Annotated in this window: 18 protein-coding genes; 5 read left to right on the top strand and 13 right to left on the bottom strand. The window is 60.9% G+C overall.

Annotation, left to right across the window (positions count from 1 at the left end):
• Positions 1-76 precede the first annotated feature (76 nt).
• Both EV664_RS17070 and EV664_RS17065 read right to left on the bottom strand, forming a co-directional pair.
• On the bottom strand, positions 77-670 hold the full coding sequence (locus EV664_RS17070) for a response regulator transcription factor (protein WP_133496922.1): 594 nt from the start codon (positions 668-670) through the stop codon (positions 77-79).
• Between the two features lie 87 nt (positions 671-757).
• Positions 758-1378 carry a M17 family peptidase N-terminal domain-containing protein gene (locus EV664_RS17065; protein WP_133496921.1) on the bottom strand — a complete coding sequence of 207 codons (621 nt, stop codon included), beginning with the start codon at positions 1376-1378 and terminating at the stop codon, positions 758-760.
• A 653-nt stretch (positions 1379-2031) separates the two neighbouring features.
• Between EV664_RS17065 and EV664_RS17060 the strand changes: the two genes are divergently transcribed.
• The gene (locus EV664_RS17060; protein ID WP_229668336.1) at positions 2032-2664 is read left to right on the top strand and encodes a response regulator transcription factor; all 633 of its coding nucleotides are present in this window, start codon (positions 2032-2034) and stop codon (positions 2662-2664) included.
• 6 nt (positions 2665-2670) lie between these two features.
• On the opposite strand, the gene EV664_RS17055 is transcribed toward EV664_RS17060, so the two are convergent.
• From EV664_RS17055 to EV664_RS17035, 4 genes are all read right to left on the bottom strand, one after another.
• Positions 2671-4230: a sensor histidine kinase gene (locus EV664_RS17055; protein WP_133496920.1), complete on the bottom strand. Its 1560-nt coding sequence runs from the start codon at positions 4228-4230 to the stop codon at positions 2671-2673.
• A gap of 1036 nt (positions 4231-5266) precedes the next feature.
• A complete protein-coding gene (gene kduD, locus EV664_RS17045; protein WP_133496933.1) occupies positions 5267-6022 on the bottom strand; it encodes a 2-dehydro-3-deoxy-D-gluconate 5-dehydrogenase KduD in 756 nt (251 codons plus the stop codon).
• Positions 6023-6040: 18 nt separating this feature from the next.
• Positions 6041-6706: an RpiB/LacA/LacB family sugar-phosphate isomerase gene (locus tag EV664_RS17040; RefSeq protein ID WP_133496919.1), complete on the bottom strand. Its 666-nt coding sequence runs from the start codon at positions 6704-6706 to the stop codon at positions 6041-6043.
• Between the two features lie 420 nt (positions 6707-7126).
• Entirely contained in the window at positions 7127-7864 is a 738-nt protein-coding gene (locus EV664_RS17035) for an IclR family transcriptional regulator (RefSeq protein ID WP_162848894.1), read from the bottom strand.
• A gap of 350 nt (positions 7865-8214) precedes the next feature.
• Here EV664_RS17035 and rhmD point away from each other — a divergent pair, with 350 nt between their 5' ends.
• Genes rhmD through EV664_RS17015 form a run of 4 tightly spaced genes read left to right on the top strand, consistent with a single transcriptional unit; the run spans position 8215 to position 11971 of the window.
• The gene (gene rhmD / locus EV664_RS17030; protein ID WP_133496917.1) at positions 8215-9411 is read left to right on the top strand and encodes an L-rhamnonate dehydratase; all 1197 of its coding nucleotides are present in this window, start codon (positions 8215-8217) and stop codon (positions 9409-9411) included.
• Positions 9412-9421: 10 nt separating this feature from the next.
• Entirely contained in the window at positions 9422-10279 is an 858-nt protein-coding gene (locus EV664_RS17025; RefSeq protein WP_133496916.1) for a 2,4-didehydro-3-deoxy-L-rhamnonate hydrolase, read from the top strand.
• On the top strand, positions 10276-11025 hold the full coding sequence (locus EV664_RS17020; RefSeq protein ID WP_133496915.1) for an SDR family NAD(P)-dependent oxidoreductase: 750 nt from the start codon (positions 10276-10278) through the stop codon (positions 11023-11025). The genes EV664_RS17025 and EV664_RS17020 overlap by 4 nt, the downstream gene beginning before the upstream one ends.
• 40 nt (positions 11026-11065) lie before the next feature.
• Positions 11066-11971: an amidohydrolase family protein gene (locus EV664_RS17015; protein WP_133496914.1), complete on the top strand. Its 906-nt coding sequence runs from the start codon at positions 11066-11068 to the stop codon at positions 11969-11971.
• Positions 11972-12026: 55 nt separating this feature from the next.
• Here EV664_RS17015 and EV664_RS17010 read toward each other — a convergent pair whose 3' ends face one another.
• From EV664_RS17010 to EV664_RS16980, 7 genes are all read right to left on the bottom strand, one after another.
• The gene (locus EV664_RS17010; protein ID WP_229668335.1) at positions 12027-13568 is read right to left on the bottom strand and encodes an MFS transporter; all 1542 of its coding nucleotides are present in this window, start codon (positions 13566-13568) and stop codon (positions 12027-12029) included.
• Positions 13569-13694: 126 nt separating this feature from the next.
• Positions 13695-14810 (bottom strand): beta-galactosidase BglB, encoded by a 1116-nt coding sequence (gene bglB, locus EV664_RS17005; RefSeq protein ID WP_133496913.1) that lies wholly within the window; start codon positions 14808-14810, stop codon positions 13695-13697.
• 52 nt (positions 14811-14862) lie between these two features.
• Positions 14863-17868: a glycoside hydrolase family 35 protein gene (locus tag EV664_RS17000; protein ID WP_133496931.1), complete on the bottom strand. Its 3006-nt coding sequence runs from the start codon at positions 17866-17868 to the stop codon at positions 14863-14865.
• Between the two features lies 1 nt (position 17869).
• Positions 17870-18184: an L-rhamnose mutarotase gene (gene rhaM / locus EV664_RS16995; protein ID WP_133496912.1), complete on the bottom strand. Its 315-nt coding sequence runs from the start codon at positions 18182-18184 to the stop codon at positions 17870-17872.
• A gap of 64 nt (positions 18185-18248) precedes the next feature.
• Positions 18249-19742, bottom strand: a complete 1494-nt coding sequence (locus tag EV664_RS16990) for a rhamnogalacturonidase (protein WP_133496911.1) — start codon at positions 19740-19742, stop codon at positions 18249-18251.
• Between the two features lie 45 nt (positions 19743-19787).
• Positions 19788-20549, bottom strand: a complete 762-nt coding sequence (gene lra1, locus EV664_RS16985) for an L-rhamnose 1-dehydrogenase Lra1 (RefSeq protein WP_133496910.1) — start codon at positions 20547-20549, stop codon at positions 19788-19790.
• Positions 20550-20564: 15 nt separating this feature from the next.
• Entirely contained in the window at positions 20565-21365 is an 801-nt protein-coding gene (locus EV664_RS16980; protein WP_133496909.1) for an IclR family transcriptional regulator, read from the bottom strand.
• Positions 21366-21480: the final 115 nt, after the last annotated feature.

Below are 21480 nucleotides of genomic sequence, written 5' to 3'. Positions count from 1 at the left end.
TCCTCGCTGAACCTCGATCGCTTCATTCGTCCGTCTCCTTGTCGAAGGCCGGACTCTACCTATCAATGGAGGAAATCTAGGGGCTCAGACCAGCATCGAGCTTTGAAAAGATCGATTTCATATGCCCCTTTATCGTATCCTCGGACAGCGCGAGTTTCGCCGCGATCTGTTTGTTCGAATTTCCTGCAGCGGCAAGTTGCAGAACTTCGCATTCTCGCGGGCTTAACCCGCGGTCGCCGATATGTTGAGCGATCTGGCTGGCGACCTCTGCATTCAGATGCTTGCCCCCGTTATGCACCGAGCGGATTGCGTCTAGCAATTCGCGGCGCAGGCTTGATTTCAGCAAATATCCGGCTGCACCCGCCCGCATCGCCTGCAGTGCGCGTGCATCCCCGGAATAGGTGGTAAGCACGATAATACGCGCCTCGGGGAATTCAGCGCGTATTTCCCGGATAGCGCCCACGCCATCGAGCTGAGGCATTTGCAGGTCTATCAGCAACAAATCGGGGTGAAGATCGCGATATAACGCCACTGCCTCAATTCCCGTCGCGGCCTGTCCGACAACCTCCATGTCCGTCTGCCCCTCGATCACGATCTGCACGCCTTCGCGGAGCAAAGGATGATCGTCGGCAATAAGGATGCGGATCGGCTTGGCGGTCGGGGAAGGCAAGGGGCGGCTTCTTAATGTTCGCGGTACCAATTCTCTTACCGCAATGAAGTGGAGAAGACGAGGTGCAGTTCCGGAACGAAACCGGTTTTATGTCAATATATTACGCGCTGCGTCCCTCAAAAGGTCAGGGGTTATGTCCTTCCATTCGAGTCCGGAAGAGAATGTCCAGCGGCGAAGTGAGAATCCTTCCTGCCGATCTTGCCCATGCATCTTCAGCACGCGCAGTACATTGGCGAAGATGGTAGCTGCGGTGCCTGCAGTTCTTTCCGGGCCGATGCCGCTATCCTGAAGCAAGGGCGCGAAGAATACGCTTGCCATGCCAAGCCGAAGCGCTTCTCGCATGGCGACTGCAGCAGCGACGCCGGTGACTGAGGGCGTCCATGCGTCGGCATCTCCAAGGCCGATCAGCAAGACCGCACGCGCAGCGATTGTTGCGGGAAGCGACGAGAGAAGCATGGTATCGCCCTCCTTTGCGTGAAACAGTCCGTCGCTGCGTACTGCCTCCAACGCACCCGTCAGCGCCCTGTCAAGTAGATGGAGCGAGCCCGAAAGAGGGCGTCCATTGGCCTGTTGGGTGAAAAGACCGATAACGCAAAATTCGGCAGGGAATTCCAGCGGGCTGCGGGTATCAACATCGAATTCGATACCATGCCAATGCCCGATTTGAACCGGTTGGTGAGATGCTCCTCCGGCGTCAGATGTAATCATTGAAGCGCGTCGCAGGACAATGGCTGGTTCGAGGAGGCGAGCTACAGTTCACGTGTTAAAGCCTTCGGTCGTTCAGGGTGAAAGCTAGCTCGCGAAATTACATACGCCTTGGATAAACTCGACATGATTTGTATTTGTTCGATCCCCGGAGGAGTGGGGCCGCGCCTCAGTTGTGCGGCGAATTCGACCGGCTACCTGGATTATTTCGTATTTGGACCAGCGCGCCGAGCGCTTCCCCGCTCAGCTATTTCGAATACGCAAACACCTGCCCATTCTCGATGCATCCATGACTGGCTTGCGATCGTCGATCCAAAAGCGCCTTCCAGAAATATTGCGCCCATGAAGATTGGACTGATCCGCGCACGTACCTGGCCATGCAGCGCAAAAGAACGTGCGGGTTAAATACCAGTGCGCTTTGCACCGCGAAAGGACGCAGGACTACCGGGGTGCCTGCTGCGATTGAGCTTGGGAGGTCGTTTGCAGTTTATCGGGGACGTTGGGAGGACGTAGCATCGATATGTTCCTCATTTGCGCGAGGGTGACTTGAGAGCCCCGGACTTTCGCAAACGGGGATGGACACGACCCGAAAGGGGGGATTGTCTCGACTAGCGTTCTCTTGTTTTCAATCGGATGCGATTTCGAGGAGATAAACGGTGGCATGTGAGGCGGAGACAGAAGAATGCGCCCCTGACACGGTGGTGATCGTTGACGACGATCCGCTGGTTCGCGATTCGATGGATTGTCTGTTCCGTTCGGTCGGGCTCAGCGCACTTTGCTTTTCCTCGGCGGAAGACGCCTTGCGGGCGGACTTTCCCGATGGGCCCTCCTGCGTGGTAGCCGATATTCGGATGCCGCAAATTGGCGGCTTTGAGTTTCAGGAGCAACTACATCAGCGTGGCGATGATCTGCCCGTCATCTTTGTGACAGGGCATGGCGATATTCCCATGTCGGTGCGCGCGATGAAGTCAGGAGCGGTCGATTTTCTTTCAAAGCCTTTTCGCGATCAAGATGTGCTCGATGCCGTTTGCAGTGCCTTAAACACCGCCCGCCAGCGGCTTGCAGAAACCCGGACCACCAATATTGTCCGAGAACGATTTGCTACGTTGACGGCGCGTGAGCGTCAGGTGATGACTGGTGTGGTCCGTGGTTTGCTTAACAAACAGATTGCCTACGAACTGGGTCTCAGCGAGATTACGGTGAAGTTGCATCGTTCCAGCCTGATGAAAAAAATGATGGTCCGAAGCGTTCCCGACCTTGTGCGTGCGGAGCAACTCGTGGCGGAATAGCGCCGGTTACGCTGCCTCTATCTGCGTTGCTTCAATAGACAGGGGGATGCGCAGATCGACCGCCGCGCCGCCTATAGGAAGGTTTCGCACAGTCATCGTTCCGCCATGCACCTGGATCGCATCCCGGCAGATTGCAAGCCCAAGGCCCATTCCTTCGCGCCGCGTCGTCTGAAATGGTTCGAGCAACCGAGCCATTGCTTCCTCCTCCCAGCCTGGTCCGTGATCAGACACCGTCAGAGTAACAGCGCCCCCCGCAACTGAGCTGGCGATGCGCACAATACGGTCACACGGGTCGACATCTTCCATTGCCTGAAATGCATTTCGAACAAGGTTAATTATCACCTGTTGCAACAGAATTGTGTCGCCGATGATAGCAGCATGAGATGCGTTCAGATGGTATGAGACTCTGCCGAAATATTCGTTCGCTTCGCGCTGAAGCAACGGTGTCAGGGAGATCAGAAGGTCATCGGGCGAGACAGGTTTCAACGCATGCTGCGCCTGTCCTGAGAGCGCACGCACACGCTGTATCACCTCCTGGACATGATCGACTGCGCCGACCAGCTTGCCAAGCGCAGATGTGGTCTCGACCAGATCGGGTTCGGGACGCGCAATCCAACGGGAAGCAGCTGCGGCATAGCTGCGCACAGCAGAAAGAGGCTGGTTGATTTCATGCGCGATCATCGCTGACATTTGGCCTATCGCGGTGGTACGCTGAGCGCGTTCCAGCTGCAGGCGCATCGTTTCGATTGATGCGGCCATGCGATTGCGTTCTGTGACCTCAAGAATTGACGCTACCACGCGGTCAAGAGTTCCAGTTGCGGGAATGCCGATAGCAACGATAATGTCGACCATCGTTCCGTCGCGTCGTCTGACGCTGGTTTCGGATTGAAATACCGGCGCTCGCGCATCAAGGGCAATTAGGAACTCCGCGAAACTTACGTCATCATTTGGAAGAAATTCATGAAGGTGACTATAAAAGTCCTCCGCGTCCTCAAATCCTAGCAGGTCGAGTGCCTTCTGGTTTACGTCGGTAATTCGGACCAGTCTGCGGAGCGCGTCTACGAGTTCGGGGTTCGCTGAAAAATGCGCGTTGAGATCAGTGATCCCGGCTGCACGCAACGAACCGAGTGCTTGATCGACCTGTCGAAAATCATGTTCCCATATCGCAATAGCAAGACCGTTTATGATCCGTCGATGTCGGTGTTCACTGGCCCGAAGTGAGTCAAAGCTTCGCTGCGTGCCTTGGATCAGCCAAATTGTGATCGCGTTCGCCGCCAGGCTGACGAGCATGCGCATGATCGCTGTCAAACTTGGAGAAGGGAGATGGTTGAACAAGAAGCTGATGAGCGTCAGCCCTGCGCATAGCAGACCAGCCAGCAGACTTCCTGCGCGGTCGGTATTTCGAGCTAGCAGCATCATTGGCAGCACGTAAAGAACGGCGATTGCGCCGGCGAAACTGGTAAAGGTGTCGAGCGAAAATATACCGATAATGAGGATGATCGCCGTGGCGGTGCGGATTAATCCGTAAAAAGCGTCTGAGCGCTGAAGATCAATCGGTCTGAGCATAGGTGCAAATATGCCGTGACGCTCCCATGGCACCTAGACCCGGAAGAATATCCGCGCACCCCACTTTAGGGTTGTGGTTGGAGAATGTGCTTGCCGTGTCGCGCTTAAAGGAACCGCCACGAGATTATGGGAAGCCCTAGATGCCGTAATGGGCCGGCGTCGCGAACGGTTGGATGGCTGTCCGTCAGAATGTGTTGTTAAGAGGGGTGAGTAGCCCCTAGGTGACGACCAGGGCATCGTGTTGCCGCCGCTAATTTGAGCTGATGTCGTTGGCTTGCGCACGTGGATCTCGCGCAGGACCTGGGCCCTGGATCAAAGTCAGGCATCCCACACGGAACGGCTTTAGCTGAGACCAGCCAGCAGACGGCAGGATTGGCCAGCGTGACCGCATCGAGAACAGCAAATCAGGTTGCGTTAAAGTCGGGGTCTTCCTCGCTAGATTTTTTTGGCGCGGTGCCTTTCCATGCGACAAGTGCGTGGCTATCCTGATTAACGAGCCTCAGATGATCTGCCGTAAAACCGCGCACATAGATGGTTAAAGTATTGGCGTGACGGTCCTGCCGCCCCAGCCAAGCACTGATTGCCCCAGCTAAAGGGACGGGAAACTGAGGTTTTCCGTAGCTTGGCGGGGCTTCAACCATCGCAGTGGCGTCAATTGACGCCAGTCGATGGAGCCAGTCCCTGATGCCAGCGATCGAAAACGTCACCCGCCGGGGCGCGGTTTACTGGTGGCGTCGAAGGCTGCGCTTGGCGCCCGCGAGCGCAAATCCTATAACCGTTGTGACGATGGTCAGCCTTCTGACGAAGGACCAGCCCGCCGCGCGTCGGCGCGCGGTGGCGATGACCGGGCGGAGTGAGAGGATACGGCCTATACGAAAAGGTCGAGCGTGATCACCTGACCGCCGACCAGGTCAGTGCCGTGTTTCAGGAGGAGATGGTCCGCTACCGGAACATGCTCGCGTATCAGCACCTGTCGATCCAGCGGGACGGCGAAGGGAATGTCGCGGAACGCTTCGCTGCCAAGCAGCGCTTAGGCTTATCGGGCCAGCCATCCGCCGTCGACCGCGAGGATATGGCCCTGAACGTAGCGCGCAGCGTCGCTTGCCAGAAAAACCGCCGCACCGCCAAGATCGCCGGGTTCGCCCCATCGCCCGGCCGGGATACGGTCAACGATCGCCTTGTTGCGCGCTTCATCTGCCTGCAACGCTGCGGTGTTGTTGGTTGCGATATAGCCCGGCGCTATCGCATTGACGTTGATGCCCTTGCCTGCCCATTCGTTCGCGAGCAGCTTGGTCAGGCCGCCGATTCCACTTTTGGACGCGGTATAGCTCGGCACGCGGATACCGCCCTGAAAGGTCAGCATCGACGCGATGTTGATGATCTTGCCTTGCGACTGCGCAATCATGTGCCGGGCGGCGGCCTGACACAGAAAGAATGCGCTTTTGAGGTTGGTGTCGATCACCGCGTCCCAATCGGCCTCGCTAAAATCGACCGCATCGGCGCGGCGGATAATTCCCGCATTGTTGACGAGGATGTCGAGCCTGCCGAACGCGGCCAGCGTTTCATCCACGATGCGCTGGACCGGTTCGATCGTCGAAAGGTCGGCAGCGATGATCACGGCCTTGCGCCCCATGCGCCGCGCCGCCTCCACGGTATCATCCGCCGGAGTCCGTCCGACACAGGCAAGATCCGCGCCCGCCGCGGCCAGCGCGAGCGCGATCGCCTGACCGATGCCGGTATTCGCACCGGTGACGACCGCCGCCTTTCCCGAAAGGTCGAATGGGTTATGCATCATCGCTCTCGTTTCGCTTCAGGAAATGACGGATTCGGGGGCGTTCGCGTCGGACAGTTTTTTGAGATAGTCGCTGATATCCTGATCCTGCGCATTGGCATAGAAATGGTTTGCGAACTGGTCGCCGGCGATCGTTGCGCGCAACAGGTCCTGATCGACACTCTTCAGCACCGTCAGCATGTCGCGACAGGTCGCCTCCTTCAGCTTGCTCAGAACGCCGCGATTGGTCCGCATGATTTCGGCGCGTTCCTTGGGATAGCCCAGTCCCGGCTCGCCTTCGAACAGCTTACGATAGCAATCCTGAAGATTGAGTTCAGCAGCCCAGCCGAAACCCTTGGCATAGGGCATTGAAATCGCGTTGCCGTCATTGATCTGCGCAAAGAGAAACGCATCGGTCGGATCGATAACCAGCCCGCAAAACACGCCCGGCATCGCGTTGCAGGCGAGCATCGACCCCATGCCGGTGCCGCAGCCGGTCACGACGAAATCGACCGCCTTCGAATTGAGGAGAATGCCGGTCAGCAGGCCGTTCATGACATAGGTCAGCGAGGCCTTATCCTCGGCAGTGTACATGCCGTAGTTGAATACCTGATGCCCCAGCGGCTCGGCGACCGAGATAAGCGCGTCGTAAATGATGCCATTCTTCGCGGCCTGGCTGTTTTCGGTGATAAGCGCGATCTTCATGGGTGAGGTCCTTTGCTGGTCGGCGTTTACGTCGCTGCGGCGCGCCGCTGGTGATCGGTGTAATGAGTTCGGCACGCGTCATGGCGTCTCACCGGGATGGCGCGCGCGGCACGAGCGGAGGCGTCGAAGCCGACAAAGGCGGGAAGGTCCATCGTCCCGATCATCCTATCGACAGCTCCCCATCGTCGGCGCGGAGATTCTCTGCGCATCGTTAGGGGGCGTTTACCCGATCGGCGCTATTTTCACAATATGCCACGATGAACTATTATATAGGATGCGTCTCGGCGCAATGGAAACAGGATCCGCGCGCGCGTTTTGCCGCGATGCGATGCTGCGCCTGCCCGCCGCGAAAAGGGCGAAACTCAATCGCCCGGAGCGCGCTGGCACGCCTGAACAGAACGGCGCCCGCTGATCGAACCTTTATGGTTGCGATGCGAGCGCTGCTCCCAGTTCATCGGCGGCCTGACGCACCTGCGGAGCCAGTTCCGCCATGCGGGCATCGCTCATATAAACGGCCGCCGCAGCGACATTGATCGCTGCGATGATCTCGCCATGCTGGTTGCGGACGGGTGCGGCTACCGAATGGATCGAATCCGGCGGCGGCCCGCGCTGCAGAACGACGTCATTGCTGCGCGCAGCGGCCAGATCGGCCAGCAGCGCTTTGCCTTTGTCGGCCAAGCCGCCCGCTACCGCGATGCGTCGGACATTTTCGTCATCGTCATCGATCAGCAATGCCTTCCCCATACCGGTTTCGGGCAACAAACGACGCGATCCCGGCTGGGTGGTGACAGAAACCCGCTCGTTTCCATGCGCGCGCAAAAGATGCACCGAATCGTCGCCGTCACGCCGGCCGAGAAACGCGCTCAGCCCGGTCTTTTCGGACAGCGAATCGAGATAGGGCCGCGCCAGTGTCGCGATATCGGTCTGTTTGCCCGCACGGTGACTGAGCCGAAGCAGCGCGGGGCCGCCGCGAAACCGACCATTGCCGCCCTGCGCCAGAAATTCACGTCCGGCCAGCGCGCTGACCAGACGATAGGCGACACCGCGCGGAAGCCCGGACCGCCGGGTAAGTTCGGCGAGCGTGAGCGATTCATCGACGGCGAGCTCGAGCAATTCGAGGCCGCGCTCAAGCGTCTGCGTTCCGGCCTTGCGGGTCACGATGCCATGCCCCCGTCGCCGGATCGATATGGAGTCGGATAAGCGGCGCCGAAACGGCGCAGGGCTGGGCTGGAACACATGGCGCCTTCATAGCAGACTCGCGACCGCTCGCCAGCCTGTCCTGTTCCGGCCCATCAAACATAGCGACGTGCATGGGGCAGGGCTTTTCCGGCAGCGCAATCGCTTTGCAGAGCGCCTGCCCGATAATTTTTGCTGATTGGCGGCCCGGCGGTTTGACGGAGACTTTTCCATCAATTAAAGACATGTCTCATAAAGTGGAATTATGTGAGTGGGGATGAGCTGGCAGCGGCGACCTGCTCCTGCCACGCATAAGAAGGGGGAGCATCAAGGTGGCGATCGTCCAGTTGCCGAAGATCAAGCATGTCAGGGCCTTTACCGTCCGTGGCGGTGGTGCCGATTATCACGACCAAGGCGCTGGTCACTGGATCGACGACCATATCGCTACGCCGATGTCGCGCTATCCCGAATATCGCCAGAGCCGACAGAGTTTCGGCATCAACGTGCTCGGCACGCTGGTGGTCGAGCTGGAGGCGGAGGATGGCACGACAGGCTTTGCCGTTACGACAGGCGGCGAACCCGCAGCGTTCATCGTTGAAAAGCATCTGTCGCGCTTTCTCATCGGTCGCAGCCCGCAGGAATATGAGAAAATCTGGGATCAGATGTATTTCTCGACCCAATATTACGGGCGCAAGGGGCTTGTGGTGAACGCAATTTCGGGCGTGGACCTTGCGCTGTGGGACCTGCTCGGCAAGCTGCGCGGCGAACCTGTCTATCATATGCTGGGCGGCGCAGTGCGCGACGAACTGCAATTCTACGCAACCGGGGCGCGGCCGGACATTGCAAAGGAACAGGGTTTTATCGGCGGCAAGCTGCCGCTCCATCACGGTCCCGCCGAGGGGCTGGAAGGGATGGACAGGAATATCGCACTCCTCGCCGATATGCGCGCGAAATGCGGCGACGATTTCTGGCTGATGTACGATTGCTGGATGAGCCTCGACCTCGATTATGCGACACGGCTCGCGCATCGGGCGTGGCATGAATGCGGCCTGAAATGGATCGAAGAGGCGCTCTCCCCCGACGATTACTGGGGCTATGCGCAGCTCAGGAAGAACGCACCCAAAGGACTGCTCGTCACCACCGGCGAGCATGAGGCGACGCGCTGGGGCTTCCGGATGCTGATGGACATGGAATGCTGCGACATCATCCAGCCTGATGTGGGCTGGTGCGGCGGCGTGACCGAACTCATAAAGATCGCCAATTATGCCGATAGTCGCGGCGTGCTGATGATCCCGCACGGCTCCTCGGTCTACAGCTATCATTTCGTCATCACCCGGCACAATTCGCCCTTCGCCGAATTCCTGATGATGCATCCCGGCCCGACCGAAGTGGTGCCGATGTTCGCGCCGCAATTGCTGGGCGAACCCGTGCCGCGCAACGGCCGCATCCGCGCGAGCGAACTCGATAAGCCCGGCTTCGGGGTCGAGCTCAATCGCGACATCGCCCTTCACCGCCCCTATTCGAACTGAGGAAATCTGCATGAAGCTCTGTCGTTACGGCCAGCCCGGTCACGAAAAGCCCGGCGTCATCGACAGCGATGGCAAGCTGCGCGACCTGTCGGACGTGGTTTCCGACCTGACCGCCGAAACCCTGGCGCAGGCCTTCGCCGCCGATATCGACAGCCTCCCCCTTGTCGAGGGCGAGCATCGCTTCGGCGTGCCCGTCGCTGGCATTGGCAAGATCGTCGCGATCGGTCTCAATTATCGCGACCATGCGATCGAATCGAACCTGCCGATCCCGACCGAACCGGTCATGTTCATGAAGGCGGTTTCCAGCCTTAGCGGTCCCAATGACGATGTAATGCTGCCGCGCGATTCGACGCATGGCGACTGGGAAGTCGAACTGGGCGTCATCATCGGCAAGACGTGCCGCTATGTCGAAAAGGACGCGGCGCTGGATCACGTCGCTGGCTATACGCTGGTCAATGATGTGTCAGAACGCTTCAACCAGAAGGAGCGCGGCAGCCAGTGGTCGAAGGGGAAGGGGCACGACACCTTCTGCCCGACCGGTCCATGGCTGGTGACGCCTGAGGAAATCGGCGATCCGCAAGCGCTCGACATGTCGCTCGACGTCAATGGGGAGCGGATGCAGACGGGCAATACGAAGACGATGATCTTCGATGTCGCCGAACTGATTTCCTATGTCAGCGAATATGTGACGCTCTACCCCGGCGATCTGATGATCACCGGCACGCCTCCCGGTGTCGGTGAGGGCAAGAAGCCCGAGAAGATTTTCCTTAAGGAAGGCGATGTCATGGAGCTTACGATCAAGGGGCTGGGCACCCAGCGACAGAAGGTTGTCGGCTGGCAACGCCTCGGCGCGGAGAAGCTGGCGTGAGTGTGTATGCGGGCCGGTTCGCGGGCCGTGCAGCGATCGTGACCGGCGGCGCGTCGGGGCTCGGCTGCGATGTCGCCCGGCGGATCGTCGCAGAGGGGGGCCGCGTCGCGCTTTGGGATCGCAATGCCGAAGCGCTGGAGGCAGCGAAGGCCGAGACCGGCGCTGACCATATCGTGGCGCTTGATGTCGGCGATGCCGGGGCAGTGGCCGAAGCGGCGCAGGCCAGCCATCAGGCACTGGGGCGGATCGACATTCTGGTCTGCTCTGCGGGGATCACCGGGGCAACCGCCCCGGTACACGAATTTCCGATCGATAGCTGGCTGCAGGTCGTCAACGTCAACCTCAACGGCCTGTTCTACTGCAACCGCGCGGTCGTGCCGTTCATGATTGAGGGCGGCTATGGGCGGATCGTCAACATCGCATCGGTCGCGGGCAAGGAGGGCAATCCCAATGCGTCTGCCTATTCGGCGACCAAGGCAGGGGTGATCGGCTTTACCAAGAGTCTGGGCAAGGAGCTGGCGGACAAGGGCGTGATCGCCAATGCGCTGACCCCCGCAACCTTTGAAAGCCCGATACTGGCGCAGCTGCCGCAAAAACAGGTCGAATATATGCGCTCCAAAATCCCGATGGGGCGGCTGGGCGAGGTGCATGAATCGACGGCGATGGTGTGCTTTGCGGCCAGTGAGGAATGCAGTTTCACCACCGCGGCGACGTTCGACACTTCGGGCGGGCGAACGACTTACTGAAAACGGGAAACCGCGCGCACAAAGGGGGCAGGGAGATTCCATGACCATTGCGTTTGTCGATGCGCATATTCACCTTTGGGAACTCGCAAGGCTCGATTATCCCTGGCTTACGCCCCCTTTTGACGAGAGCGGTCCCAATGGCAGCGTCGCGGGAATCGCGCGCGATTTTACGGTTGCCGACTATCGCGCGTTGATGGCGGACTGGCATGTTGTCGGCGCGGTCCATGTCGATGCCGGCGCTGCGCCGCACCACGCGCTTGCCGAAACCGAATGGCTGGAAGGGGTGGCCGATGCCGAAGGACTGCCGAGCGGGATCATAGGCTTTGCTGCGCTGAACGATCCTTCGGTCGGACGGCTGCTTGAACGCCATGCGGCGTATCCGCGGGTGCGCGGCATCCGTCAGATCGTCAACTGGCACCCCGATCCGGTTCGCAGCTACACGCCGCGCGACTTCACGACCGACGAACAATGGGCGAAGGGCTATGGCCTGCTCGCGCGATATGGACTGTCGTTCGATCTTCAATGCTATCCCGGCCAGATGGCGGGTCTGGCGCGGCTGATCGAACGCCATCCCGATATTCCCGTCATCATCAATCATCTCGGTATGCCGGTCCTGACCGATCTCGACGGTATCGACGACTGGCGGCACGGTTTGCGCGCGCTCGCCGCGCTGCCCCATGTCGCGATCAAGCTGTCGGGGCTAGGTTTCATCGCGCGCGACTGGACGATCGGGCGTGTGCGCCCGTTCCTGATGGAGGCGATCGAACTTTTCGGCACCACGCGCTGCATGGTCGCGAGCGACGTACCGACCGATCTGCTGTTCGCGCCGGTCGGGCGCTATATCGAAACATATCGTGATCTCAGCGCGGGATTCAGCGAAGACGAACGGCGCGACCTGTTCGGGCGGAACGCCAATCGCATCTATCGGCTGGGTCTCGATCTTTAACGCCCTAGCCGGCGGCGCCCGGCCGGCGCGCCCCTGACCAATCGCGCCGCGCGCATCAGCGCGCCGGTCCCGCCACCGGATTGCGTCCCCATAACGCGTCATAGCGCCAACCGGTCAGGTCCTCGACAATCGCGGCATTGGCGGCGCTGGTCGGTTTCCGTGCGCCATCGCGCAGATGCTCGATCTCCTCGATCAGCACCGCATGCGTTTGCGGATCAAGGTGAAAGCGCGACGCGGCAACGATGCCGAACAACAAGATCACGATCGTGCCGATCCCAAGCACCCCGACGATTGCGGCGATGGCAGTGGGACTTTGCACATCCGCCTTCGACACGAAGCCCGAGGCCTGCATCACCTGCCCGACCAGAATGACGGCGAGCGCCTGACTCATCTTGCGGACAAAGGTCATGACGCCTGCGAACGCGCCCTCGCGCCGCTGTCCGGTCACGATCTCATCGACATCGGCCATATAGTTATAGGTCGCCCAGGGAATGTAATTCAGCGCCCCCCGGCCAAGTCCGGCGAACAGCACCGGAACCCAGAAAACTGCGGCTGTCGCGGTATAGCCCGCTCCGTACATCGCGACGAACAGGAGGACGCCGATGCCGAAGCTGATCGCCGCCGCGCGATAGGCAGCGGACGGAGACAAACGAAGGGCAAAGTTGATCGCAATCAATACCGCGATCAGCTGCACGACATAGGTGACGCCGACCAGATTGGCGACGATCCCCGTCGACCCTGCCAGCGCGAAGATGACGAAATAAGTGAAGGCGGCGTTGTAAATATCCTGGCTGATATACCCGCCAAGATACATGCCGAGATGGAGCCGGAATGCCCGGATACGCAGCGTGGAAAAGAGGTTGCGGTACAGCGCCTTTAGCGAGGCTCCCAGTGTCGGGCGATCCGCGGCCGCTTTCGCATCGAGCGACGGCGGGCGTTTGCGTTCCCAGCTGAATATATACAGCATCCCCGCCGCGATCATGAACGCGATCGAAAAGATGATGCCCATATAGAGATAGGTTTCGGGCGAATCCGGCCCCAGATACGAAATCAGCCACCCCGGCAGAAACGCCGCCGCGATCGCCGCGCATTGCCCGATCAGAATCCGTGCGCCCGCGAACTTCGCCTTGGTCCGGTAATCGGTCGCCATTTCGCTGGCGAGCGTTTCATAGGGGATGATCTCCATCGCATAGACCATCTCGAACAGGACATAGGTGACGAGATAATACCAGAAGCCCTGACCCGCGACCCACATGATCGCGAAAGAGGGCAGCAACGGAATGGCGGCGAGGATGAAAAAGCGGCGACGCCCGAACTTGCGTCCCAGCCATGTCCGCCCGAGCCCGTCCGACAGATGGCCGATCGTGGGGCTGGTGAACGCATCGAGCACCCGCGCAACGCCGAAGATGATCGTCGCCTGCGCTGCCGAAAGCCCGCAAAAGCTGGTGTAGAAGATGAGTATCCATGTACTGATCACCGCCATGGACCCGGCGCCGAGCACGTCGTTCGAGCCATAGGCGATCAGATTGTACCAGCGCACCGGCCGGGCGGGCTCGGTCGGCATCTCCGGGCGGGCTGCTATCGGTTCGCTGGTCATGCCTTCTCTCTCTCCTGAATTCTCTCCCCTTTTGGGGTAGAGGCGGGCGACATATCGTCGCGATCATCGTTGGCGATCGCACCCCTTCGCCGCGGCCCTGCGGGGGAAGGGGCTTTTATTTTCTCGTCAGATATAGGTCCGCAGAAACTCGCCCAGCGCGATCATCGCGAGGCTTTGCCCATAGGGCATCGAAGTGAGGGCGATATCCTTGTAGAATTGCTCGGTGTCGCCCATCGCGGTGCCGAACGACACCTGTTTCAGCTCGCCATCTTCATCGATATTGGCGAGTACGCCCTTCACCGCCCTGATCCCGACGGCCTCATAGCGGCGCGGCAGATAGCCCTTTCTGACGCCCTTCAGAATGCCATAGGCAAAGCCTGCGGTCGCCGATGCCTCAAGGTAGCTCGACGGATCGACGATCAGCGTGTGCCATAGCCCGCTATCCTCATCCTGCGTCTCGCTGAGTGTCTTCACCTGCGCTGCGAGCGTGTCGATGAGGAACATCCGCAAGGCATCCCCCTCCGGCAGGTCGAGAAGCTCGATGATTTCCGGGATAGCGATCGTCACCCAGCAATTGCCGCGCGCCCATAGCGCCCCGGCGAAATTGTGACGCCCGTTAAAGTCCCAGCCGTGGAACCACAGGCCCGTCTTCTTGTCGAAGAGATATTTGATATGGACGAGGAACTGGCGCTTCGCCTCCTCGATATACTGCGGACGACCGAGCAACAGACCGATCTTGGCGAGTGGTAGCACGCTCATCATCAGCGTGTCGTCCCACATCTCGCCGGGATTTTCGTCGTTATAGACGATGTGCTGGAACCCGCCCTCCTCGGTCTTTGGCAGGCCATCGGGCGCCATCAGCCATTCGGCCCAGGTGTCGAGATAGGGAATGTATCGCGGATCGCGCTCCAGCTCATAGAGATAGGCGAGCGTGATGAAGGGTGCCATCGTGTTGATGTTCTTGGTCGGCGTGCCCTCGGCAAAGCGATCCTCGAACCATTGTTTGATGATCCCCAGCGCTTTGGCATCGCCGGTCTGTTCATAATAACGCCACATGCCGAACAGGCCGACACCATGGGTCCATTCCCATCCCGCCCAGCCCTTGGTATCGATGATCCGGCCATCCTCCAGATGCAGCAGGAACTCGCCGGTCTCGTCTTTGATGTTGACGAGATTGTCCATCAGCTTGTCGATGGCGGCGGTCACGTCTGCGCGTGGCACGTCATGGGTGAGGGCGGCCAATGCTATTCTCCTGTTAAACGCGATAAAGACTGGGACGCGGGCGGATGCGCGGTCATTGCGGCGGTGCGATCCAGTCGGGCGCGGCGACCTGCCGCACCGGGACTCCGCCGCGAACATCGCGCAGCGTCACCAGCCGCACCGCCTCCAGCGCATCACCGGGCGCGCCGTCCGACGTCACTGCGAGCGCGATCGTGTTGCGTCCATGATGGTTCAAAATGCCCTCGGGCACCGGGAACACCCGTTGCGGGCCGATATCCGCAATGAACTGCCCCATATTCCAGCCGTTGACGAACAGGATCGCGCGATAGCGGACGGGCGAGCGTGGTGAGGTCGTATCGCCGAACGCGATTCCGATCGTCGCGTCCTGCCCCTTGGGCACAGCGAGGTTGAAGGTGCTGCGATACCAGTTCGTCCCCGCACGCTGGCGTTCGGCGGGCACTGTCGCTGCCTGCCAGCCGCTATCGTCGAAGCCGGGCAGGTGCCAGCCCTGCCGCTCGCCATAGAGGCCGCCATTATTGGGGGTGCCGCGTGCCGGATCGACCAGATCCTCGCCGCCGCGCCGTCCCTGTATCTTCCACGCGATCGGCACCGTGAAACTACGCCCGCCCGGCTTCGCTAGCGAGGCGGAGACAAGGCCGCGCGCTTCCTTGTGAAAATCGTCGGCGTCGAGGTCCCAGTTATGGCCATTGCTGCGCACCATGACGCTAAGGACATGCTCGCCGGGTGCCTGTGCTGCGGCGGGCAGCGTCAACCGCGCCATGCCGGTGGTGATCGGCCTTGGCAGGCCGGACGGGAGTACATCCTGCCCGACGAACCGGCCGTCGAGAAACACCTGCACCATGCCGCTGCCGCCCGCACCATAGAATAGCGCGAGCTCCTGCGCATCGGGACTGCCGGTGAAGCGTCCGCGATACCAGACATCGCCTTCATGAAAGCCATAGGCATCCATGACCATGGTCGGCTGGCCGTCGGGTTTGGCAGTGATCGTCGCCGATCTGCGCCGGTCGATCGCCTGCCAGCCGCTGTCGTCGAAATCGGGGCGCGCTTCGGGCGAGCCATGCGCCATACGCCAGGAAAGCGTGGGGAGTACCACCGACGCGGGGCCGGGCAGCGGCGCGGTTGCCGCCAGACTGCCGAGCGCGGTCTTGTGCGTCGCGACGCTATCTCCATCCCACCGTATCTTGCGGACAGCGGCAGGCGCCCAGAGTTCGAGCGGTGTCGGTTCAGCCGTGTCCCCGGTCAGCGACAGCGTCGCACCTGATATCCGGGCGTGCCGTACCAGCACGGGGCCGCGAACCAGAACCGGTCCCGCGTCGCTGTCCTGACGCCAATAGCGCTGCCCCTCCGCCTCATCGGCAAGGATGAGTGTCGCGGGCGGGCGGCCGCCACCGGTGATCCGCACGACTGCGCGGCCATCATGCGTATAATCGAGCTTCAGGTCGCCGTGTGCAGCATCGAAGGCACTTTTTACCTGCCCTTCGAGTACTGCCACTTGCGGCGCGCTTTTATAGCGCAGCACCGTCTCACCCGCTTCGCCGCTGCGGCCATAAAATAACAGCAGGTCGCTATCGGGGCGATGCAGCGCGGTCTGCAATTCGGAGGTCGAATAGACCAGCCGCTGTCCGCCAAGCGTTACGCCCGCGACCAGCCATTTCGCATCGAAGCCGTTGAGCTGCATCGGCAGCGTGTACCGCCCGTCGGGCAGGTCGGCGGTGATCGTGAAACGGTCATCGCTCCTCGCATTCGACGGCTTGTGCGTGACCATCAGGAAGCGCGCATCGGTTTCGGGATTGCGGTTGTGATAGACCTGAATATCGGGCGAGGAGATTTCGGGCTGGCCCGCAGGTACCATGCCGGCGAGATCGGGCACCGCCGCGATCAGCTCGCCGAGCTGCTTCATTTCGCCCGCCTTCTCGCGCAGGTTGCGCGGTTCGGAGATCGCCGCGCCATAATCATAGCTGGTGAAGACAACAGGTGCGGGGAGCCATCCCCAGCTCGTCCCGCCATACCCCATATAGAAGCTTTGAATATCGATGCCGTTGGCGAGGTTGGTGCCGTAAAAGACGCGCTGAAACCGCTTGCCGCGCTGGATCGCGTTGCAATCGTAACTTCCGTTCGATCCCCAGTAATCGAACCAGCCGCCGCCGAATTCGGCAAGGAAACCGGGCGTATCGGGAGAGGCGGATGCGCCGCCCTTTGCGCCGCCGGGGCCGTAAAAGCCCCAGTCGGGGGCTGCGGAGCCGCGCGTCGGCTTACCCGTGACAGTGCAGGTGCCGCCGGGATAGCCGTCAAAGGCGTAAAGATCGTTGGGGCCGTGGACGACATGCTCGACATTCGAGCTTTCGGGAACCCAATAGCCGTTGCGCCCCTGATCATTGTGAAAGATGGGCACAGTAATGCCATCGGCGCGCGCCTTGGCATACAGATGGTCCATATAGCGCCGCTGCGCCGGCGTGGTCAGCGCCAGCTCGTTCTCGATCTGGTGCAGGATGACGGTGCCTCTATTCCCCTCGCCATCGCCGTTGATCTGATGCCGCGCGATGATCGCATTGATTTGGGACAGCCATTCATCGACGGCGGCGAGATAGGCAGGATCATCGGTACGCGCCCGTGCCCGCTGATTGACCAGCCAGCCGGGGAAGCCGCCGCGCGACAGTTCGGCATTCACATAAGGGCCCGCACGCGTGATGACGTACAGACCCTCTTCGGCGGCCATATCGAGCAGCCGGTCCATATCGCGGATACCGGTGAAATCGTACACGCCCTGTTTGGGCGAATGATAACCCCAGTCGAAATAGAGCGCGACGGTGTTGAACCCGCTCGCCTTCATCTTCTGCAATATATCGCGCCACAGGTCGGGCGAGGGCAGGCGAAAGGGATGAAATTCGCTCGACCAGATCACCTGTCGCTTGCCGTCGATCATCAGCGAGCGTGCATCATAGCTGACCCGGCCGAAGGTGCGGACGGGGGCGGACAGATTCTCGGTGTGGCGCGCGACCTGCGCAAGCGCCCCGGTCGGCACCCCGGCGAGCAGCAGCGCAGCGATTCCGGCATGCATCTTACGCATGATGAAACATCAGTTGCAGTGGCGCTTCGACAGGACGGTTGTCGGCGTGCGTTTCCATCAGCGGCGCCATATGTGCCCACCAGCGCTTCATGACCGGATGATCGGGCAGCGCATCGCGACGATCGTCTCCATCGACCTTCATCACCGCGAACAGCGCCAGTGTCTCTTCATCCAGAAAGATCGAATAGTCATGGATGCCGCTTTGCGTCAGCAGCGCGGAAAGCTCTGGCCAGATGGCGTCGTGACGGCGGCGATACTCATCCACCATGCCCGGTTTCAGTCGCATCCTGAATGCGTGAATCGTCATCCCGCGCCTCCCGTTGACCATAATATGACACGTCGTACGAAAATGTGGTACAATTATGGATGCGTCAGGTCAATCGCTTCGCGTGCCATGTCGGCGTGTTTTCTACGGTGAGCGCGGTGACGTCGTCGGCGACGATCGCCGGACGGGGATCGCCGCGCTCCGTGGCAAGGCGGACATCGTCGAGCATGACCCCACGCGCATAGCGCATCCATAGTCCCCAGGCGGGCGTGGGACCGAACATGCTCGGTTCGGGATAGGCGCTGGCAAATTCCGGAGGCGTGGCGACCACATCGTCGGGTGCAGCGCCGCCGCGATAGGTCAGCGCGATATCGTGCAGTGCGACCTGCTCGATCGGGTGGTTTGCCAGACCCGCAAGCGTGGCGGCATAGCGCGGATCGATTCCCGTCGCGGTGACCGATTCGATCCTGATGTCCCGCATCGCCCCGACACCGGTTCCGACTGGCCCCCGCGCCCGATTGCCGAGCCGCAGGAACAGAGGGGCGCTGGTCACATCGCGCATGATCAGCCGCCGCGCGATGATGCCCTCCATCACCCCGCCATCCACGGTTTCGAGCGCCAGCCCGCGGCTGCGCGTGAAGCTGCAATCCTCGATCAGGATGTTGCGATAGCCGCCATTGCTCTCGGTGCCGAGCTTGATCCGCCCGGTGACGCGGTCGCGATCGGGCGCGAATTGCTGCGTGGTACCGCGCGTGCCGTCGACCATCGTGCCGGGGTCGAATCCCGACACATGACAGTCGCGAATGACGATATTTTCCGCCGCGATCATCCGACCAAGCGCATAGCTGCTCTTGACGACGATCGCATCGTCATTGGGCGTGTTGACGCGGCATCGCTCGACCAGCGCGTCGCATACGCAATCAAGGTCGATACCATCGCGGTTCGTATCGATCGTCAGGTCGCGCAGCGTGAGCGCGTGGGTGCCGGTGGCCAATATCGCGAAATGGCCGCAATTTTGCAGCGTCAGTCCGCTGATCGTGATGTCGCGCCCGGCCTTTAGCGCAATCGCCTTGTTGCCGAGCCCGTCCATCGCGGCGATATCGGGCTCCAGCCGTGCAAGGTCGGTCGCCGACACGCCGCGCATCGAGAGCGGCCGCTCGCCGGTTTCGGCGCGCCAGCGCGCTCCCGGACCATTGCGCGTCAGCCCTTTGCCGTCGATCAGTCCCGGACCGGCAAGCACCACATTTTCGACCTCGTCACCCCAGAACAGGCTGTTGCGCCAATGGCTGTGGCCGAAATCCTGATAGAATTCGCGGCCATTGCCATCAGGAGGATCGTAGCGTCCCTGATGAAGCGCCGGGTCGGCGGCTTCGATCACTGCGCCCGGGGCGAATGTGATCGAGACATTGCTGCGCAACCGCAGCGTGAAGCAGAGATAGCGGCCCGCCGGGATGAGCAACGTTCCGCCTCCACAGCGCGCGGCGGCTAGGATTGCGGCGTTGATCGAAGCGGTATCGAGCGTCCGGCCATCGCCGCGCGCACCATGATGCCGGACATCGAATATTGCCGCATCCTGCGGCGGCATGTGCAGCGCGCTCATAGGCTCAGCGCCCGCCCCTGCGCGCTTCGCACGATCCCGCTTGCGTTACTGCAAATTGACATAGGCGCCGCCGTCCACCAGCAGCGAGGCTCCCGTCACATAGCGGGCAAGATCGGAGGCGAGGAACACGGTCGGGCCGACCAGATCTTCGGGCTGGCCCAGCCGACCAAGCGGCACGCGGCCTTCCATATAGCGGCGCTTCTCCGCATCGGCGAGGTCATCTTTGTTGATGTCGGTCAGGATCGTGCCGGGGAAGAGCGAATTGCAGCGAATTCCATGTTTGCCCAGTGCGATCGCGACCGATTGCATCAGCGAATGCAGCCCCGCTTTGGTCGGCGTATAATGCGTCTGATATTCGCCGCCGACCAGCGCGGAGATCGACGACATTGCGATGATCGCGCCGCCATCGCCCTGCTTCACCATCTGGTTGGCGGCGGCCTGTACCATGAAATACGCACCGTGCAGGTTGACGCGCATCGTCCGTTCGAAGGTTTCGACCGGCATGTCGAGAAAGGCATGAAAGGGGCAGATACCGGCATTGTTGACGAAGACATCGACCCTGCCGAGCTTGTCGGCCGCCTGTGCGACAAAGTCGGTTGCGGTTTCGGGATCGGCGACATCGCCCTGAATGGCAAGCGCCCTGCGCCCCAGCTTCTCGATCTCGGCAACCGCTGCCTGCGCACCGTCGACATCACGCGCGAAATTCAGCGCGACATCCGCACCATGCTGCGCGCAGCCAATCGCGACCGCGCGACCTATTCCGGCGGATGCGCCGGTGACGAGCACGGTCTTGCCTTCGAGTAGCATGGTCTTCTCCATCATCTATTCAGGGGGCTCATGCCCCAGTTCACGGCTGATCGCCGCTGCGGTCGCAAGCACGTTGTCCGAAAGCGTCTCCATGCGCGCATCGCTCATATATTGCGCCGCGCTCGACACGCTGATCGCGCCGATGATCGTGCCCCCGGCATCGCGAACCGGTGCCGCGACGCAGCGGATCTGGTCCTCATTCTCTTCAAGATCATAGGAACGGCCTGCGGCGACATAGCCCGCCATGCGCTCGTTCCAGACATCGGGATCGGCCTTTGGCGCGCCGCTTGCCTGATCCGCGGCGAAGCGTTCCAGCCAATATTCCTGAGCGTGATCGAGCATCAGCGCCTTGCCCAGTCCGGTCGATGTCAGCGGCTGACGATCGCCGATCCGGCTCGAAATCGTAATGCGCCGCCGGCCGGGCACCTTGTCGAGATACAGCGCCATATCGCCATCCAGGATGCCAATATGAACGGTATCCTCGGTCGCTGCCGCAAGTTCTTCGAGATAGGGGCGGGCAACCTGCACAAGATCGGCCTGTGCCTGTGCCTGCGTGCCGAGCAGCAACAGCTTCGGTCCCAGACGGTATCCGCTTCGCGGCGTAAAGGCCAGATAACCGCGATCGACCAGTGCGGATAACAGCCGGTGCGTCGTGCTCTTGGTAAGCTCGACCCGCTGCGCAAGCTCGCTCAGCGTCAGAACCTCCTTGCTGGCGGCCTCGATAAGATCAAGGCCGCGCATCAGGGTCTGGCTGCCGGCACCGACCGCAGTCGCGCTGCCCTCGGTCTTTTCGGATTCGTCTATCTGAATGCTCATAATTGCTTATTACGACTGAGCGGCGCCGGGAGGCAATCGATGCTGCATGTGAGGATCGGGCGTCCCGCAAGAGGCCCGATCCGGATGCGCCAATGGGGAAAAGACATCATCCCCG

This window comes from Stakelama pacifica, from assembly GCF_004361835.1.
Taxonomy (GTDB): domain Bacteria; phylum Pseudomonadota; class Alphaproteobacteria; order Sphingomonadales; family Sphingomonadaceae; genus Sphingomonas; species Sphingomonas pacifica.
The sequence above is the reverse complement of the archived record's forward strand: the minus strand, read 5'-3'. Positions and strand labels throughout refer to the sequence as shown.

Bases quoted from the DNA above. Each gene is read 5' to 3' on its own strand.
- EV664_RS17065 (WP_133496921.1), bottom strand. From the start codon at position 1,378: ATGATTACATCTGACGCCGGAGGAGCATCTCACCAACCGGTTCAAATC.
- EV664_RS17055 (WP_133496920.1), bottom strand. From the start codon at position 4,230: ATGCTCAGACCGATTGATCTTCAGCGCTCAGACGCTTTTTACGGATTA.
- kduD (WP_133496933.1), bottom strand. From the start codon at position 6,022: ATGCATAACCCATTCGACCTTTCGGGAAAGGCGGCGGTCGTCACCGGT.
- EV664_RS17040 (WP_133496919.1), bottom strand. From the start codon at position 6,706: ATGAAGATCGCGCTTATCACCGAAAACAGCCAGGCCGCGAAGAATGGC.
- EV664_RS17025 (WP_133496916.1), top strand. From the start codon at position 9,422: ATGAAGCTCTGTCGTTACGGCCAGCCCGGTCACGAAAAGCCCGGCGTC.
- EV664_RS17015 (WP_133496914.1), top strand. From the start codon at position 11,066: ATGACCATTGCGTTTGTCGATGCGCATATTCACCTTTGGGAACTCGCA.
- EV664_RS17010 (WP_229668335.1), bottom strand. From the start codon at position 13,568: ATGACCAGCGAACCGATAGCAGCCCGCCCGGAGATGCCGACCGAGCCC.
- EV664_RS17000 (WP_133496931.1), bottom strand. From the start codon at position 17,868: ATGCATGCCGGAATCGCTGCGCTGCTGCTCGCCGGGGTGCCGACCGGG.
- rhaM (WP_133496912.1), bottom strand. From the start codon at position 18,184: ATGACGATTCACGCATTCAGGATGCGACTGAAACCGGGCATGGTGGAT.
- EV664_RS16990 (WP_133496911.1), bottom strand. From the start codon at position 19,742: ATGAGCGCGCTGCACATGCCGCCGCAGGATGCGGCAATATTCGATGTC.
- lra1 (WP_133496910.1), bottom strand. From the start codon at position 20,549: ATGCTACTCGAAGGCAAGACCGTGCTCGTCACCGGCGCATCCGCCGGA.
- EV664_RS16980 (WP_133496909.1), bottom strand. From the start codon at position 21,365: ATGAGCATTCAGATAGACGAATCCGAAAAGACCGAGGGCAGCGCGACT.